Genomic DNA, 16,914 nt, shown 5'->3' with positions numbered 1-16,914 from the left:
ATCGCAGCCGTCAACGTCGTCTTGCCGTGGTCAACGTGACCAATCGTGCCGATGTTGCAGTGCGGCTTCGTCCGTTCGAACTTTTCCTTGGCCATGGCCAAACTCCTGATGGCCCGGGTCCGTCAGCGGAGGGGCGCGATGCTGATCTTTTTAAAAACCTGGAGCGGGTAGACGGGATCGAACCGACATCCTCAGCTTGGAAGGCTGCTGCACTACCATTGTGCTATACCCGCGCGGAGACTGCGGAAGTTCTTTCGGAACGCCGCAGCCGGTTCCTCTCCGTCGTCCTGATCCGTCGTATCCGTCAAGGCGCGTGGTGGGGGAAGAAGGACTCGAACCTTCGAAGCTTACGCAGGGGATTTACAGTCCCCCCCCTTTGCCGCTCGGGACATTCCCCCAGCGCGCCTTGTCGAACCGTCGGACCCCTCGTTTCCGCCCATAAAGAAGCGGGACGAAACAAAAGCCTTCGGCTTGTCGCCTCCTCTAGGATAGAGGGGGCGCCCAGACCCGAAAGCCCTTGGGGCTCCAAATCGGAGGGCGTCTTATAGTGTCGTCGAAATCAGAACGCAACGACCGTAAAAGCGGTAAAAAACAGGTCTTCGGAAACCGTCCCGACGGCCCCCGCGACAAGGGCCAAAAGCCCGCTGCGCAAGGGTTTGGCCGGCGCGAGGAAACCCCTCGTCAGCCCCGTTCGCCCGATCGGGGCAAGTCGGACGCCGATAATTTTCTGTGGGGGCGCCACCCGGTTTTGGCCGCTCTGGCGAATCCCGCCCGTCGCGGCATGGGTCGTCTGCTGGCCACGGCCGAGCGCGCCGCCGAAATCGAGAACAATGCTCTCGCAAACGGCCACAGGATCGAGGTGGTCGATATCCAGACCCTGACCCGGATGCTGCCCCCGGGCGCCGTGCATCAGGGACTGGCCTTCAAGGTCCAGCCGCTGGAAGGCGTGTCGCTGGAAGACCTGGCCGAGCCGGCCGAGGGCGTCATCGTCATGCTGGATCAGCTGACCGACCCCCAGAACGTCGGCGCCATCTTCCGCTCGGCCCTGGCCTTCGGCGCGCGGGGAATCATCGTTCAGGACCGTCACGCCCCGGCTCTGGCGGGCGCCCTGGCCAAGGCTGCGGTCGGCGCGACCGAACGCCTGCCCCATGCGCGGGTGACGAATCTGTCGCGCGCGCTGGAGCGTCTGGCCGATCTGGGCTGGCGCGCCGTCGGCCTGGACGGAACGGGCGAACAGACGCTGGAGGAGGCGCTGGATCATCAGCCGACCGTTCTGGTCATGGGGTCCGAAGGCGACGGCATCCGTCGTCTGGTCGCCGAACATTGCGATGTCCTGGCCAAGATCCCCATGCCGGGCGGCTTCGAGAGTCTGAACGTGTCCAATGCGGCGGCGGTGGCGCTTTATGAAGCGGCGCGCGCGCAACACGGCTGACAGAACGCCGCACCGAGGCTAAGGAGCGGAAATGGAATTCCTCTCGTCTCCCGAACTCGCCAGCCAGGCCACGGCCCTGGGTCAGGTCCTGCTGATGGATCTGGTCCTGGCCGGCGACAACGCCGTCGCCGTGGGCCTGGCCGCCGCCGCCCTGCCCCAAGACCAGCGCAAGAAGGCCATTCTGATCGGCCTGGCCGCTGCCGTCGTCATGCGAATCGGCTTTGCGCTGATCACCGTGCAACTGCTGGCCCTGGTCGGCCTGCTGCTTGCCGGCGGCCTGTTGCTGCTGTGGGTGTGCTGGAAGATGTGGCGCGAACTGCGCGAGCAGGCGACTCACGACCAGGCCGAGGCCGAAAAGGAACTCGAACTGGCCATGAGCATCGAGCACGGCTCTGGTCCGTCGCCCGAGGAACTGGGCCTGAAGCGCAAGAGCTTCGGCGCCGCCCTGCTTCAGATCATGGTCGCCGACATCACCATGTCGCTGGACAATGTGCTGGCCGTCGCCGGCGCCGCGCATGAACACCCCTGGATCATGGTCTTCGGCCTGGTCCTGTCGATCGCCCTGATGGGCGTCGCCGCCACCTATATCGCCAAGCTTCTGCACCGCTTCAGCTGGATCGGCTACATCGGTCTGGTCGTCGTCCTTTATGTCGCCCTGCACATGATCTGGGACGGCGCCCGTCAAGTGGTGGTTCGCACCGGCCATATGGACGAGTTCAACGCCTCGGCCCCGGCCTTCCTTGAGATCGGTCCCGAGGAAGCGGCCAAACATCTGGGCCAGAAGCGCACCGAGGACAGCCCGACGCCGGCGCCCGCCGAACCGACGGTCGCGCCATGACCGTCGCCACGGTCACCGTCGAAGAGGCCGCCGCCTGGCTGCAGGCGGGCGAAGCGGTGCTGATCGATGTGCGCGAGCCGGACGAGTTCGCCGCCGCCCGCATCGACGGCGCGATCCTGGCCCCGCTCAGCCAGATGCCCGCCGCTTGGGAGGCGCTGGACCTTCCGGCCGACAAGAAGATCATCGTCCAATGCCTGAAGGGCGGCCGCAGCCACCAGGTCTGCGCCTTCGTCGGGCCGACCGGTCCCGAGGGCCAGCCGCTGTTCAACCTGACCGGCGGCATCCAGGCCTGGAATGCGGCGGGGCTTCCGGTCGTGTTCGCCGAGCAGGACTGATCAGCGACCGCGCAGCCAGCCGGTGACCGAAATCCGGTCCGCCGCCGCCGACAGGGCGACCTGCGTCACCGAATGGGGCGTGGGCACCTTCAGCAGGTTCAGGGTGTTGAAGCGCGGCGTAAAGGCCTCCGCCACATTGCCGTCGGCACCATGGAAGGCCAGCAGGCCGCCCCACTCGATCCGCCAGGCCGGGGTCAGATTCAGCACATAGGCGAAGAAGCGATTCTTGCCCTCGGCGTGATCGTCATGCTCGGTCAGAAAATGGCCGGCGCGATAACGGGTCAGTTGCGCATCGGCCAGGGCGAGCTGCGGTTCGCCCGTCACGTCCCGCATCAAGCCCAGGAAGGCCTCGCCGTTCAGGAAGGCCAACAGATCGGCCCATATCGGCGCCGCCTGCCCCGCCTGAACCAGATCGTAGATCGGGTGATTGTCGTACAGATACTGGAAGTCGGTCTGGGCCGAGACCTGCACCGCCTGACCCAGCGCCTGTTTCTGATCCGGCGTCAGAGAAGCCAGCCAGGCGGCGGGTAGATCGACATGGCCGGTCCCGCGTCGCGTCACGACATTGTAGTCGGCGCGCGTCGCCGCGTCGTAGAGCGCCTGCGCGTCCGCAGAAGCCAGGACGCCGTCGATCTGCGCCCGCCCCGTGCGCGCCAACCGTTCGCGAATGGCGGCGCGCGCTTCGTCGGTCAGGGACGTCAGGGTCGGCGTCATCGCTTATCCCCTTTGGATCAGGCGTCCGCGCCGCCGAAGCGTTCGGACCACTCCGCGACCTGGGCGTCCTCGATCTTGGCGAACAATACGCCCTGAGCTTCGACCTTGCCGCCCACAGGCAGGCGGTTCAGCAAATCTTCGTCGGCGCCAGGCCAGCTCAGATCCTCCACCCCAACCGACGCCGCGATCCTGGGCGCGGTGAAGGGCAGGATCGGCGCGGCCAGACGCGCGAACAGGGCCACCAGGTTCAGACCCGTGCGCACCCCGACCGCCGCGCGGTCGCGATCGGTCTTCAGCGCCGTCCAAGGCGCCGCGACCTGCAGATACTCGTTGCCCAGCACCCAGGCGGCGCGAATGGCGACGGCGGCCTTTCTGAACTCCATCGCCTCCAGCTGTTCGGTCGCCTCGGCGACGGCGGCCTTGATGTCGGCCTCCAGCTGGATTTCGACCGGTCCGGCCTCGCCGCCTTCGGGCACCACGCCGTCGAACTTGGATTCCGCGAACTTGACGATGCGGTTGACGAAGTTACCCAGCACATCGGCCAGGTCCTTGTTGGTCGAGGCCTGGAAGTCCTCCCAGGTGAAGGCCGAATCCGCGTGCTCGGGCCCATAGGCCGTCAGGCGCCAGCGCCAGTAGTCGGCCGGCAGCAGCTCCAGCGCCTGATCCATGAAGACGCCGCGCTTTTGGCTGGTGGAGAACTTGCCGCCGTACCAGTTCAGCCAGTTGAAGGCCTTCAGCTGGTCCACCGTCTTCCATGGCTCGCCCGAGCCGATGATGGTCGCGGGGAAGCTGACGGTGTGGAAGGCGACGTTGTCCTTGCCCATGAACTGGACGTAGCGAACGTCCTCAGCGCCCTCATCCAGACGCCACCAGTCACGCCATGCCCCGCCGGTCGCCTCGGCCCACTCCTCGGTCGCGGCGATATATTCGATGGGGGCGTCGAACCAGACGTAGAAGACCTTGTCCTCCATGCCCGGACGGGGGAAGCCGTCTTTCGTCACCGGCACGCCCCAAGCCAGGTCGCGGGTGATGCCCCGGTCGATCAGCCCCTCGTCCAGGTGTTTGTAGGCGATGGACTTGGCCAGCTGTTGCCAGCCGGTCTTGCCATCGACCCAGGCGCGGATTTCCGGCTCGATCTTGGTCTGGAGCAGATAGAGGTGACGCGTGTCGCGCACCTCCAGGTTCTTGGAGCCCGACACCGACGAATAGGGATCGATCAGGTCGGTCGGATCCAGCAGGCGTCCGCAATTGTCGCACTGATCGCCTCGCGCGCCGACATGGCCGCAGTAGGGGCACGTTCCCTCGACATAGCGGTCGGGCAGGAAGCGGGCGTCGTCGATCGAATAGATCATCCGATCCACCCGCTCCTCGATCAGGCCGTTCTTCTCCAGCGCCTCGGCGAAATGCTGGGTCAACCGGTGGTTCTGCGGGTTCGACGATCGGCCGAACCAGTCGTAGCTGAGGCCGAACGCCTGACCGGCGGCCTTCTGGATTTCGTGCTGCTCGTCGCAATAGGTGCGCACATCCTGGCCGGCGGCGGCGGCGGCCAGCTCGGCCGGGGTGCCGTGCTCGTCGGTGGCGCAGATATAGAGGACCTCATGCCCCTGGGCCCGCTTGAACCGCGCCCAGACGTCGGCCGGCAACATCGAGCCCGCCAGATTCCCCAGGTGCTTGATGCCGTTGATGTAGGGCAGCGCCGAGGTGATGAGGATGCGGGCCATGATCGTCCAGGTGTTCGGGGAAGCGCAGGGATATAGAGCGGCGGCGCGGTTTCCTCAAACGCCTTGCGGCAGACGGCGCGCAATACGGATGAAACGCCCCGTCAGCAGGGTCGAGGACGCCAGGCTGGCGATCACCACCGCCCAGACCAGGCCGTTGACGCCCATCTGGTGCGCCAAAACCCAGCCCAGCGGCATCATCACCGCGCCGTAGGCGGCGAAATGCATGATCGTAGGCCACCAGACATCGCCCGCCGCACGGTTGGCTTGGGCCGCCACGACCTGAATGCCGTCCGCCACGAAGAACAGCGTCGCCAGCACCAGGGCCGGCGCCGCGATGGCCAGCAGGGCCGGATCGCGATTATAGGCGCCGACGATCAGATGGGCGCTGGGCCAGACCAGCAGGGCGACCACCAATGTCAGGGCCGTCACGACGCCCAGCCCCACCAGCCCGGCGCGCATCACCCCTCGACCATCGCCGGCGCCATAGCTGCGGCCCACCAGCACCGCCGTCGCCGACGACAGCCCCATCGGCAGCATGAAGACGATGGCCGAGACGTTGAGCACCACCGCCCAGGCCGCCGTCTCCGCCGTACCGATTTGACCGGCGAAAAAAGTGAAGCCCGAAAAGGCCCCGACCTCGATGAAGTAGGAGGCCCCGGCGCCCAGGCCGACCTTGACCTGTTCGCGCGCGGCCTCGGGATCGCGCTCGGGCTTGTCGAAGATGCCCAGCGCCCGCGCCTCGGGCAGACGCAGGATGTAGATCACCAGGAAGATCGCCAGCGCCGCCCGCGCCCCGAACGTCGCCCAGGCCGAGGCGAAGGCGCCGTCGAAGCCGAAACCCAGCAGGTCCGGCACCAGCACGATGTTCAGCACCAGATTGACCCCGTTCGCCACCCACATGGCGACCATACCGGGCTTGGGCCGGCCCAGAGCCTCCAGGAAGAACTGTCCCGTCACCGAGATCAGATAGAAGGGCATGGACAGGGCGAAGACGACCAGGGCAGGCCCGGCGCCCTCCGCCAGACCATCCTCCAGCCCCAGCTTGGCCAGACCCCACGGGCCGATGGCGATCAGGGCGATCATCGACACCACGCCGATCTGCAACGAATAGGTCAGGCCGCGACGCAGCACCGAGCCGACAGCATGCCGACGCCCCTCGCCAAGCATCCGCGCCGTCATCACCTGCACGCCCAGCATCAGGCCCACCGCCGTCGTCACCACGATGGACGTCGGCGCCCAGGCCAGCGAATGGAACGCCAGTTCCCGGCTGGAATAGTTGCCCACCACGATGGCGTCGGTCAGCCCCATGGTCATGATGCCGATACGCGCCAGGATCACCGGCCATGCCAGGTTCAGCAGGTCGCGGAAGGCGGTACGGGTCTGGGAGCTGAGCGCGATCATCGGACGCGGCACAGGCCACGCCGACCCGCCGGGGTCAACTCCCAAAAACTTTGAGGGCTCGGCCTACCAGGCGCCCAGTTCGCGAAGCTGCCGCACCAGTTCCTCCGGTGCCTCGCCAGCGTCGAGGTCGGTCAGATCGACCGGCGCATCCTTGGGCTCGAAGTAGCGCCAGCCCTGGAAGGGGCGCCGGGCCATGGGCGCCGTGCGGATGACCTTGGGTTCGAGCGTGATCTCGCATCGGCTCTGCTTGCCCTCGCCCAAGGTGGCGATGTCCAGCACCGGTTGACGACAGACGATCGTCCCCTTCACCACCCAGTAAAGCGAGCCGCCGTCCTCGATCTCGGTCGCCCGTTTCGGCGTCATGCGTGTGTGGACGACGAGCGGTCCGCTCCGGGCGGCGCGGGCCTCCAGCCATTCGACGTCCGGCACCCCGACGCCCAGCTTGATCATGTGAAGCGGCATGGCGCCCACGTAGTGCCCCTTAGGCGCATTGGCCAGATTCTTAATCTAAAGGGGTTAGTCATGATCGCGCGCCGCTCAGTTCGCCCAGCGCGTTTAGGACCAGTATGTACGGATTGATTACCCGCCTGACGGCCCACCCCGGCCGCCGCGACGAACTGGGCCTCTGCCTGCTGGACCCCAATGTGAAGCGACCAGGCTGCCACAGCTACGTCGTGGCGCACGACGTGAATGACGCAGACGCCCTGCTCGTCACAGAGGTCTGGATGAGCAAGGCCTCGCACGATGCCTGGTTCAACACGATCCGCGAATCCAGGGTGATGCGTCCGGCGCTCGGCCTGATTGCGCTGTGGGGCGATACGGTCGTGACACGCCCGATCGGCGGCGTGGGGCTTTAGTCCGCCTTCACGACCGCCAGGACGGCCGCCTCGACGACCTGATCGCCAAGAGACGCGACGCTCTCCACCACGCCGTCGAACGGCGCGGTCAGGGCGTGTTCCATCTTCATGGCTTCCAGCACCACAACCGGCTGGCCCTTCGTCACCGCATCGCCGGCCTTGACCGGCGTAGCCACGATCTTGCCCGGCATGGGCGCGCGCAGGGAGCCGTCCGACACCGCGCCCGCGCCCGACCCCACAGCGGCGCGATAGGGCGCAACGCGACGCGCCTCGCCATCGACGAACAGGACGAAACCGTCGTCGACGGCCTGATAGCCGAACAGGCGATCCCCGGCCTGAACCTGGTCGAAGCCAACGTGGGCAAGTTCGCCCTGCGAACCGCGCCAGCCCGTTTCAACCGGCGTCACCGCAGCGGACACCCCCTGACCGTCGATATGGCCCCAGACAGTCGCCTGCGCCGGCGCATTCAGGCGCACGCCATAGGACAGACCCGGCTGACCGCCCCAGGGGCTGAACCGGTCCGAACGCGCCTCGACCGCATCCGCCGCAGCTTCCGCAATCAGGGTCAGAGCCGCCAGCGTCGCTTTGTCGGACGACTGCGGCTGCAACGCCGCCTCCTCCGCCGCGATGAAGCCGGTGTCCACGTCGCCGGCGACGAAGCGTGGATGCTCCAGGCAGCGTTTCAGGAAGCCGGCGTTGGCCTTGACCGGCCAGACCTCGACCTCGCCCGCCGCCTCGGCCAGACGCGCCGCCGCCGCCTCGCGCGTGTCCTCGTGCACGATCAGCTTGGCGATCATCGGATCGTAGAACTGGCTGACCTCGCCGCCCTGCTCCACGCCGGTGTCGACGCGGATGCCGTCCGGCATGACGAAGTGCTCCAGCTTGCCAATGGAGGGCAGGAAGCCGTTGGCGGGATCCTCGGCATACAGCCGCGCCTCCATGGCCCAGCCGTTCAGCTGGATCTCATCCTGCTTCAAGGGAATCGGCTCACCCGCCGCGACGCGGAACTGCCACTCGACCAGATCGACGCCCGTCACGCTCTCGGTCACGGGATGCTCGACCTGCAGCCGGGTGTTCATCTCCATGAACCAGACGCCGTCAGCCTTCAGCCCGTCCGAGGCGTCTGCGATGAACTCGATGGTCCCGGCCCCGACGTAGTTGACCGCCCGTGCCGCCTTGATCGCGGCCCCGGTCACGGCGGCGCGCACGGCCTCGCTCATGCCCGGCGCGGGCGCCTCTTCGATTACCTTCTGGTGGCGGCGTTGCAGCGAACAGTCGCGCTCATAAAGGTGGACGACCTCGCCGTGCTTGTCGCCGAACACCTGCACCTCGATGTGGCGGGGGCGGGTGATGTAGCGTTCGATCAGTACCCGATCGTCGCCGAAGGCCGCAGCCCCCTCGCGCTTGGCGCTGGCCAGACCGGCGGCGAAATCGGCCGGATCATCGACCCTTTTCATCCCCTTGCCGCCGCCGCCCGCGACCGCCTTGATCAGCACCGGATAGCCGATCCGCGCCGCCTCGGCCGTCAGGGTTTCCTCCGACTGGTCCGCGCCCTGATAGCCCGGCGTCACCGGCACCCCGGCCTGGATCATCAGCGCCTTGGCTGCGTCCTTCAAGCCCATGGCGCGAATCGAGGACGGGTCCGGCCCGATCCAGATCAGGCCCGCCGCCGCGACGGCCTCGGCGAAGTCGGCGTTCTCGCTCAGGAAGCCATATCCGGGGTGGATCGCCTCCGCGCCGGTCGCCTTGGCCGCCGCCAGCACCTTGGCGCCGTCCAGATAGGATTCGCGCGCCGCCGCCGGACCGATCAGCACCGCCTCGTCGGCTTCGCGCACATGCAGGGCGTTGGCGTCCGCCTCGGAATAGACGGCGATGGTGCGAATCCCCATCCGCTTGGCGGTGCGGAAGACACGGCAGGCGATTTCGCCGCGATTGGCGACAAGGACGGACTTGAACATGAAGCGGTCTTAGCCGGATCGTGCGCATCAGGCGAGAGGCAGAGCACGACCCTTCTCACGCGACGCGGCAGGCGTTAAGCCCCTTCTATGTCCCTGCGCCCCCTCTTCGTCACCCAGGTCTATGAAGCCTCCCTCGCCGCCGGCCGCGGCTGGCCCGACTTCAACGACCAGCTGATCGACGTCATCCGGATGATGGCCGAGGAGGACGAGGCCGGCCGCCGGTGGTGCAAGGCCAACGCCTATCGCGGCTACACCTCCTACGGATCGCTGAACGACCTGCCCCAACGCTTCCCGGAGTTCGCCGAGCTGAAGCGGCATCTGGATCGCCACGCCGTCGCCTATGCCAAGGCGCTGAACTTCGACCTGGCGCGCAAACCCCGCCTCGACAATCTGTGGGTCAACATCCTGAAGCCGGGCGGCGGCCATACAGGTCATATCCACCCGCACGCCTTTCTGTCGGGCACCGTCTATATCGACGTGCCTGACGGCGCCTCATCGCTGAAGCTGGAAGACCCCCGCCTGCCCTTCATGATGGCCCGCCCGTCGGTGACCGATGACGCGAGCGAGGCCGAGCGGCCGTTCGTCTATCTGCAGCCTCAGGCCGGCACGGTTCTGATGTGGGAAAGCTGGCTGCGGCACGAGGTGCCGACCAACCTGGCCAAGGCCGACCGGATTTCGATCAGCTTCAACTACGCGTGAAATCGGCCGCCGTTTCCGGCGGCCGATCAGCGCAATCAAACTGTCCAGCTGGCCTTGCGCTTTTCCAGGAAGGCGGCGACGCCCTCGCGGCCCTCGTCCGACACGCGGGCGCGGGCGATGCGTTTGGCGGTTTCGTCCATCAGACCGTTGTCGATCTTGTGGTGGGCGATGTCGTTGACCAGTCGCTTGGCCTCGCCCATCGCACCCGGCGCATTGTTGATCAGGCTGTCGCTCAGCATCGATATGAACTCGTCCACCGATCCCTCGGGCAGGACCAGGTCGATCAGGCCGGCATGGGCGGCGTAGTCGGCGTCGAAGGCGTTGGCGGTCAGGAACAGCTGGCGGGCGCGGCGCGCGCCGACGGCCTCGATCACATAGGGGGCGATGGTCGCCGGGATCAGACCCAGCTTGACCTCGGAGAAGGCGAAGCGCGCCCCCTCGACCGCCACGGCCATGTCGCAGGCGGCGACGATGCCCGCTCCGCCGCCCATGGCGTTGCCCTCGACCACCGCCACCGTCAGGGCGGGAATGTCGTGGAGGGCCTTCAGCATTTTCGCCAGGCCCATGGCGTCGTCGCGGTTGTCGCTCTCGGACCAGCCGGCGGCGTCGCGCATCCAGTTCAGATCGGCCCCGGCGCTGAAGGTGCCGCCCGCGCCCCGAATGAAGACGGCCCGCACCCGGTCCGCGCCATGCAGCGTTTCGAACGCCTCATGAAGGGCCGCGATGGTCGCGGCGTCGAAGGCGTTCTTCTTGGCCGGCCGGTTGATGGTGACGAAGACGACGCCATCGGTGGTCGAATCGATCTGCACCAGATCATCGTCGGCGTCCGGCGCCGCATCGGGCACCAGCGGCTGGGCGATGCTGTTGATCTCGGCCGCCTCGGCGTCGGTGACGTCCAGGGCGTTCAGGTCGGCTTCGGTCGGTTGATCGGCCATGGGGGTCTCCAAACTGCGTGTCCGCTCACAACGAGGCGCGGACCAATAGGTTACATCCGGAACAGGCCGAAGGTCGTCTCGGGGATCGGGGCGTTCAGGCTGGCGCTGATGGCCAGGCCCAGCACATCGCGGGTCTGGGCCGGGTCGATGACGCCGTCGTCCCACAGGCGGGCGGTGGCGTAATAGGGATTGCCCTCGTCGTCATACTTCTGGCGGATCGGCGCCTTGAAGGCCTCGGCGTCGTCCGCGCTCCAGGTCTCGGCGTCGCGGTGCACGGTGGCCAGCACGCTGGCGGCCTGCTCGCCGCCCATGACCCCGATACGGCTGTTGGGCCAAGTGAACAGAAAGCGCGGCGAATAGGCCCGGCCGCACATGCCGTAGTTCCCCGCCCCGAAACTGCCGCCGATCAGGACGGTGAACTTGGGCACCTCGGCCGAGGCCACGGCCGTGACCAGCTTGGCGCCGTCCTTGGCGATGCCGCCCGCCTCATATTTGCCGCCGACCATGAAGCCCGAGATGTTCTGAAGGAACAGCAGCGGAATCTTGCGCTTGCAGGCCAGTTCGATGAAGTGCGCCCCCTTCTGGGCGCTCTCGGAAAAGATGACGCCGTTGTTGGCCAGGATGGCGACCGGATAGCCCCAGATGCGCGCGAACCCGCACACCAGGGTCGAGCCGTATAGGCTCTTGAACTCGTCGAACTCCGACCCGTCCACTAGTCGGGCGATGACCTCGCGCACATCATAGGGCGCGCGCACGTCGTCGGGGATCAGGCCGTACAGTTCCTCTGCGTCGAAGGCCGGCGCGCGCGGTTCGCGCACATCCATCTCGACGGCCTTGGTCGTGTTCAGATTGGCGACGATGGAGCGCACGATTTCCAGCGCATGCTCATCGTTCTCGGCCACATGATCGACCACGCCCGAGCGGCGGCCGTGGGTCTCGGCCCCGCCCAGTTCCTCAGCCGAGATGACCTCGCCGGTTGCGGCCTTCACCAGCGGCGGGCCGGCCAGGAAGATGGCCCCCTGGTTCCTGACGATGATCGTCTCGTCCGACATGGCCGGCACATAGGCCCCGCCGGCGGTGGACAGGCCCATGACGCAGGCGATCTGGGCGATGCCCTTGGCGCTCATCCGGGCCTGGTTGAAAAAGATGCGGCCGAAATGGTCGCGGTCGGGAAACACCTCGGCCTGGTGCGGCAGATTGGCCCCGCCGCTGTCGACCAGATAGACGCACGGCAGGCGGTTCTGCTCGGCGATCTCCTGGGCGCGCAGGTGCTTCTTCACCGTCATGGGGAAATAGGCGCCGCCCTTCACCGTCGGGTCGTTGCAGACGATCATGACCTCGCGGCCCGACACCCGACCGATGCCGGCGATGACGCCCGCCGCCGGGGCCTCGCCGTCATACATGTCGTGCGCGGCCAGCTGCCCGATCTCCAGGAAGGGCGAGCCGGGGTCCAGCAGGCGCTCGACCCGGTCGCGCGGCAACAGCTTGCCGCGAGCAACGTGGCGCTCGCGCGACTTGTCGGACCCGCCGCGCGCGGCCTTGGCCACATGGTCGCGCAACTCGGCGACCAGGGCGCTGTTGTGCGCGTGCAGGGACTTGTACTTTTGGCTTTGCGGATCGACCGCGGACGTCAGCTTCGGCATGGGGCTGGTTTAGGCGGGGTCGCGGGGCGCCACAAGCGTCTGCCGCCATCCTTGCCTCCTCGCCCCTTTTCCCCTATACGCGCCCGCTTTCCAGGGCTTCGGTCCTGTCGCGGAGCACCAAAGGGTTGGACGTTCGGTCCGGCCGCCGCGCCAGGAGCCATCGTGGAGACCGACTTACCCGGTCGTTTCCGCGCCGACGCCCACAAGGGAGACTACCGCATGGCTCTTTACGAGCACACGGTCATGACGCGCCAGGATATCTCGGCGCAACAGGCCGAAGCGCTGAATGACACCATCAAGGATCTGATCGTCGCCGGTGGCGGCTCGGTCGCCAAGATCGAATACTGGGGTCTGCGCAACCTGACCTACCGCGTGAAGAAGAACCGCAAGGCTCACTATTCGCTGCTGGCCGTCGACGCCCCTCCGGCCGCCATGGCCGAAGTCGAGCGTCAGCTGTCGATCAACGAAGACGTGCTGCGCTGGCTGACCGTCCGCGTCGAGGAACTCGACCTGGAACTGTCGCCGCTGCTGGCCCGCCGCGAGCGTGAACGCGAGCGTGAGCGCGAGCGCACCCCGCGCGACGACGCCGCCGCCGACGCCGAATAAGGAACCCGGAACATGACCGATACCACCGCCCCGACCCCGGGCGCACCGGCGGGCTCCGGCGCCGCCGGCCGCCGCCCCTTCTATCGTCGCCGCAAGGTCTGCCCGTTCTCGGGCGCCAATGCGCCGAAGATCGACTATAAGGACGTCAAGCTGCTGCAGCGTTACGTCTCCGAACGCGGCAAGATCGTGCCTTCGCGCATCACCGCCGTCTCCCAGAAGAAGCAGCGTGAACTGGCCAAGGCCATCAAGCGCGCTCGCTATCTGGCCCTCCTGCCTTACGTGGTGAAGTGAGATGAAGGTCGTTCTGCTGGAACGCGTCGATAACCTCGGCGCCATCGGCGACGTCGTCACTGTCAAGGACGGCTTCGCTCGCAACTTCCTTCTGCCGCGCGATAAGGCCCGCCGGGCCACCGCCGCCAACCTGAAGGCGTTCGAACTCGACCGCGCCGCCATCGAGCAGCGCAACGAGAAGAACAAGGCCGACGCTCAGAAGGTCGCCGACAAGATCGACGGCCAGACCTACGTCATGATCCGTCAGGCCGGTGAAACCGGTCACCTGTACGGTTCGGTCGCCGGTCGCGACGTCGCCGAGGCCATCCAGGCCGAAGGCGGCAAGGTCGAGCGCTCGCAGGTCGTCCTGAACACGGCGATCAAGAGCCTGGGCGTCCACGAAGTGCCGGTTCGCCTGCACGCCGAGGTCCGCGCCACGGTCAAGATCAACATCGCCCGCTCGATGGACGAGGCCGAGCGCCAAGCCAAGGGCGAGGATGTGATCCGCAGCCAGTTCGACGATGAGCGCCAGGCCGCCGAGCAATCGGCCCAGGAACTGATCGAAGGCGGCGCCGGTCAACAAGAAGGCTTCGGCGACGAAGCCTGATCTGATCCGGCTTCTGGCCGGATCGCAAAAGACATCAAGGGCGCGTCTCGCAAGGGACGCGCCCTTTTTGCTGCGCGACAGATGGTTGCTAACCGCACGGCTGATCAATCCGTAGATTTTCTATAGGTCCAAGGCAGAAAACATGGCCGCCGGCGTCGATTGACCCGCCGCACCTTCGCCCTGATATGGCCATGACCGCCGGGACCTCCCCGACCTTGCGGTTGGAGAGGCCATGAAGATCACCCCCCGTTCTACGGCGACCCCGCCCGCCATCGCGCGATGTTGCGGCTGAGACCGCCCGCCATACCCAATCCACGTCGAACATAAAAAGCCCGTCGCGGTAAGCGACGGCGATGCGCGCTCGCGCCAAAAGCAGACTTTAGGAAATCTCTCATGCGCACTCTTCATCAACGGGCCGCCGCACCGGCCCTGCTCGCCACCGTCTCGACCTTCGCCCTGCTGAGCGCCGCCCCGGCCTTTGCCCAAACAGCTGAACCCGTCGCGGGTGAGGCGGCGCAGGTGGACGACATCGTTGTGACCGGCACGCGGGTCCAGAACCGGTCGCGCCTCGACACCTTGGCCCCCGTCGATGTCGTGACGTCCGAGGCGTTGCAGACGCGCGGCACGACCGAGTTCGCCACCGCCCTGGCCCAGGCCGTGCCCTCGCTGACCTTCCAGCGGCCGTCCGCCAACGATGGCTCGGACTCGATCCGCCCAATCACCCTGCGCGGCCTGTCGCCGGATCAGACGCTGGTGCTGGTCAACGGCACGCGTCGCCATGCGTCGGCCCTGGTCAACGTCAACGGCGTGGTGGGGCGAGGCTCGGCCGCCGTCGATCTGAACACCATTCCGACCGGCGCTCTGGACCGGGTGGAGGTGCTGCGCGACGGCGCCTCGGCGCAATATGGCTCCGACGCCATCGCCGGCGTGGTCAACCTGCGCCTGAAGGAGGCCTCCAGCGGCGGCGGCGCCAGCGTGACCTACGGCCAGTATTTCACGACGGTGAAGACCGCGCGCGGCGAACGTGACGAAAACGATGGCGGCACCGTCACGGCCTCGGCCTGGCAGGGGTTCTCGCTGGGCGACGACGGCTTTCTGACCCTGTCGGCGGAGTATCTGAACCGCGAGTCGACCAACCGTTCGGACTATGATCCCCGCGCGGCGGCCAACGGCGCGATCACCGCCCGCTTCGGCGATCCGGATGTGGAGCAATGGACCGTTTTCGCCAACGCCGGCAAGGGTTTGGGCAATGGTTGGGAGGCCTATGGCTGGGCCGGTTATCAGGACCGCGACAGCGAAGGCGCCGCCTTCCCTCGCCTGTCCGACAACGTCAACAATGTCGCCTCCATCTACCCGAACGGCTTCCTGCCGAAGGTGGCCATCAACTCGAAGGACGCCTCGCTGGCGGGCGGCCTGCGCGGCGAATTGGCGGGCTGGAATACGGACATCAGCCTGACCTACGGCCGCAACGCCCTGGACTTCCGCACCGAGGATTCGCTGAACTCCACCTACGGCGCGGCTTCGCCGACCAGCTTCGATTCCGGCAGCCTGATCTATGACCAACTGGTGCTGGGCGCCGACTTCAGCCGTGAGTTCGAGGTCGGTCTGTCCGGCGGCCCGCTGAACTTCGCCTGGGGCCTGGAGCAGCGCTGGGAAAACTACAAGATCGAGGCCGGTCAGCCCGAGAGCTACAACCGCGGCCCCCTGGGCGCCAACACCGCCCTGACCGGCGGCGCCCAGGGCTTCGTCGGCTTCCAGCCCTCGAACGCCGTCGATGTCGATCGCGACAACTTCGCCGCCTACGCCGACGTTGAAATCCCCCTGACCGACAAGCTGCGCGTCGAGGGCGCCGTGCGGTTCGAGGACTATTCCGACTTCGGCGACACCCAGACGGGCAAGCTGTCGGCCCGCTATGACTTCACCCCCAGCTTCGCCCTGCGGGGTTCAGTCTCGACCGCCTTCCGCGCGCCGTCGTTGCAGCAGTCGTATTTCACCTCCACCGCCTCGGTGATCCAGAACGGCGCCGTGGTCGAAACCGGCACCTTCCCGGCCACCAGCACCGTCGCAGCGGCCCTTGGCGCGCGGCCGCTGAAGGCCGAGACCTCCACCAACTATTCGCTGGGGGCCGTGGTGCGACTAGGCCGTTTCGATCTGACAGTGGACGCCTACAAGATCGACATCGACGATCAGATCGTTCTGTCCGAACTGATCAACCGGACGTTCTCGGGCCAGGTCGCCGGCCTGCTGGATCCGCAAGGCGTTCAGGCCGCGCGCTTCTTCCTGAACGGGGTCTCGACCTCGACCGAAGGCGTGGACATCGTCGGACGGTATCGCCTGCCGACCGATACGCTCGGCGATTTCGAATTCACCGTCGCGGCCAACTTCAACGATGTGTCGGTCAACCGCGTGCCGACGTCTTCCTCGGTGCTAAACCCGGTGCCGACCCTGTTCGCCCGCCAGCGCATCCTGACCATTGAAGACGGCACGCCCGATACAAAGGTCTCGGCGTCGGCGGACTGGAGCCGGGACAAGTGGGGCGCCACGGTTCGCGCCACCTACTATGGCGACGTGCTGCAACCCGGATCGACGGCGGCGAACGACTACAGCACCGGGGCCAAGACGGTCGTGGATCTGGAAGGCCGGTTCCAACTGACCGAACGCGTGGGCGTGGCGATCGGCGTGGATAATGTGTTCGACGAATATCCGGACTTCGTCCCGGCGTCGCTGAACTCCAACGGCGTTCTGGGCTTCCCCTACTATTCGCCCTTCGGTTTCAACGGCCGCTACGGCTATGCGCGGCTCAGCCTGAAATGGTGAGGTTCGGCTGAACGCCAGCCGGGCAAGGGCGCTCTGCGGAGCGCCCTTTTCCTTGTTTGCATTACCAAACCTTCAGCTTGA

Annotated in this window: 17 protein-coding genes and 2 tRNA genes; 9 read left to right on the top strand and 10 right to left on the bottom strand. The window is 66.8% G+C overall.

Annotated features, from left to right (window positions below; genetic code table 11):
- The 3 genes from ABIB58_RS10580 to ABIB58_RS10570 all read right to left on the bottom strand — a co-directional run.
- Window positions 1-95 (bottom strand): GTP-binding protein (locus ABIB58_RS10580; RefSeq protein WP_132095103.1); only part of this gene is annotated, 95 nt, incomplete at its 3' end.
- 64 nt (window positions 96-159) lie between these two features.
- Window positions 160-233 (bottom strand) — tRNA-Gly (locus ABIB58_RS10575).
- Between the two features lie 81 nt (window positions 234-314).
- Window positions 315-398: transfer RNA gene (locus ABIB58_RS10570), tRNA-Tyr, on the bottom strand.
- Between the two features lie 149 nt (window positions 399-547).
- Here ABIB58_RS10570 and rlmB point away from each other — a divergent pair.
- From rlmB to ABIB58_RS10555, 3 genes are read left to right on the top strand one after another with little or no spacing between them, the layout of a single operon-like run.
- The gene (rlmB, locus tag ABIB58_RS10565; RefSeq protein WP_354040785.1) at window positions 548-1,432 is read left to right on the top strand and encodes a 23S rRNA (guanosine(2251)-2'-O)-methyltransferase RlmB; all 885 of its coding nucleotides are present in this window, start codon (window positions 548-550) and stop codon (window positions 1,430-1,432) included.
- A 31-nt stretch (window positions 1,433-1,463) separates the two neighbouring features.
- Window positions 1,464-2,270 carry a TerC family protein gene (locus ABIB58_RS10560; protein WP_055754934.1) on the top strand — a complete coding sequence of 269 codons (807 nt, stop codon included), beginning with the start codon at window positions 1,464-1,466 and terminating at the stop codon, window positions 2,268-2,270.
- Window positions 2,267-2,605, top strand: coding sequence for a rhodanese-like domain-containing protein (locus ABIB58_RS10555; protein WP_055808429.1), 339 nt, complete (start codon window positions 2,267-2,269; stop codon window positions 2,603-2,605). Before ABIB58_RS10560 ends, ABIB58_RS10555 begins: the two co-directional genes overlap by 4 nt.
- On the opposite strand, the gene ABIB58_RS10550 is transcribed toward ABIB58_RS10555, so the two are convergent.
- The 4 genes from ABIB58_RS10550 to ABIB58_RS10535 form a co-directional block, all read right to left on the bottom strand.
- The gene (locus ABIB58_RS10550; protein WP_354040782.1) at window positions 2,606-3,319 is read right to left on the bottom strand and encodes a 2OG-Fe(II) oxygenase; all 714 of its coding nucleotides are present in this window, start codon (window positions 3,317-3,319) and stop codon (window positions 2,606-2,608) included.
- Between the two features lie 17 nt (window positions 3,320-3,336).
- Window positions 3,337-5,040 (bottom strand): methionine--tRNA ligase, encoded by a 1,704-nt coding sequence (gene metG / locus ABIB58_RS10545; RefSeq protein WP_354040780.1) that lies wholly within the window; start codon window positions 5,038-5,040, stop codon window positions 3,337-3,339.
- 54 nt (window positions 5,041-5,094) lie between these two features.
- Window positions 5,095-6,441 (bottom strand): MATE family efflux transporter, encoded by a 1,347-nt coding sequence (locus ABIB58_RS10540; protein WP_354040778.1) that lies wholly within the window; start codon window positions 6,439-6,441, stop codon window positions 5,095-5,097.
- Window positions 6,442-6,504: 63 nt separating this feature from the next.
- Window positions 6,505-6,903 (bottom strand): DUF1489 family protein, encoded by a 399-nt coding sequence (locus ABIB58_RS10535; protein ID WP_354040776.1) that lies wholly within the window; start codon window positions 6,901-6,903, stop codon window positions 6,505-6,507.
- A gap of 104 nt (window positions 6,904-7,007) precedes the next feature.
- On the opposite strand from ABIB58_RS10535, the gene ABIB58_RS10530 reads away from it, so the two are divergent.
- Entirely contained in the window at window positions 7,008-7,298 is a 291-nt protein-coding gene (locus ABIB58_RS10530) for a putative quinol monooxygenase (protein WP_039247635.1), read from the top strand.
- Here ABIB58_RS10530 and ABIB58_RS10525 read toward each other — a convergent pair.
- Window positions 7,295-9,256, bottom strand: coding sequence for an acetyl/propionyl/methylcrotonyl-CoA carboxylase subunit alpha (locus tag ABIB58_RS10525; RefSeq protein WP_354040773.1), 1,962 nt, complete (start codon window positions 9,254-9,256; stop codon window positions 7,295-7,297). The genes ABIB58_RS10530 and ABIB58_RS10525 overlap by 4 nt on opposite strands.
- Before the next feature lie 87 nt (window positions 9,257-9,343).
- On the opposite strand from ABIB58_RS10525, the gene ABIB58_RS10520 reads away from it, so the two are divergent.
- On the top strand, window positions 9,344-9,955 hold the full coding sequence (locus ABIB58_RS10520; protein ID WP_354040771.1) for a TIGR02466 family protein: 612 nt from the start codon (window positions 9,344-9,346) through the stop codon (window positions 9,953-9,955).
- A gap of 35 nt (window positions 9,956-9,990) precedes the next feature.
- Here the strand turns inward: ABIB58_RS10520 and ABIB58_RS10515 are convergent, their stop codons facing one another.
- Complete coding sequence (locus ABIB58_RS10515; protein ID WP_354040769.1) at window positions 9,991-10,890, bottom strand: enoyl-CoA hydratase-related protein; 900 nt, start codon at window positions 10,888-10,890, stop codon at window positions 9,991-9,993.
- Between the two features lie 50 nt (window positions 10,891-10,940).
- On the bottom strand, window positions 10,941-12,533 hold the full coding sequence (locus tag ABIB58_RS10510; RefSeq protein ID WP_354040767.1) for a carboxyl transferase domain-containing protein: 1,593 nt from the start codon (window positions 12,531-12,533) through the stop codon (window positions 10,941-10,943).
- 219 nt (window positions 12,534-12,752) lie between these two features.
- Between ABIB58_RS10510 and rpsF the strand changes: the two genes are divergently transcribed.
- The 4 genes from rpsF (at window position 12,753) to ABIB58_RS10490 (ending at window position 16,833) form a co-directional block, all read left to right on the top strand.
- Window positions 12,753-13,139, top strand: coding sequence for a 30S ribosomal protein S6 (rpsF, locus tag ABIB58_RS10505; RefSeq protein WP_026108635.1), 387 nt, complete (start codon window positions 12,753-12,755; stop codon window positions 13,137-13,139).
- A gap of 12 nt (window positions 13,140-13,151) precedes the next feature.
- The gene (gene rpsR, locus ABIB58_RS10500; RefSeq protein ID WP_008259463.1) at window positions 13,152-13,430 is read left to right on the top strand and encodes a 30S ribosomal protein S18; all 279 of its coding nucleotides are present in this window, start codon (window positions 13,152-13,154) and stop codon (window positions 13,428-13,430) included.
- A 1-nt stretch (window position 13,431) separates the two neighbouring features.
- On the top strand, window positions 13,432-14,016 hold the full coding sequence (rplI, locus tag ABIB58_RS10495; RefSeq protein ID WP_017506581.1) for a 50S ribosomal protein L9: 585 nt from the start codon (window positions 13,432-13,434) through the stop codon (window positions 14,014-14,016).
- A gap of 393 nt (window positions 14,017-14,409) precedes the next feature.
- Complete coding sequence (locus ABIB58_RS10490) at window positions 14,410-16,833, top strand: TonB-dependent receptor plug domain-containing protein (protein WP_354040764.1); 2,424 nt, start codon at window positions 14,410-14,412, stop codon at window positions 16,831-16,833.
- Window positions 16,834-16,914 lie beyond the last annotated feature (81 nt).

Origin of the sequence: Brevundimonas sp. UYEF29, from assembly GCF_040546195.1 — a bacterium.
Classification (GTDB): domain Bacteria; phylum Pseudomonadota; class Alphaproteobacteria; order Caulobacterales; family Caulobacteraceae; genus Brevundimonas; species Brevundimonas huaxiensis.
Note: the sequence above shows the minus strand (reverse complement) of the source record. Positions and strands in the feature narration are given on the sequence as shown.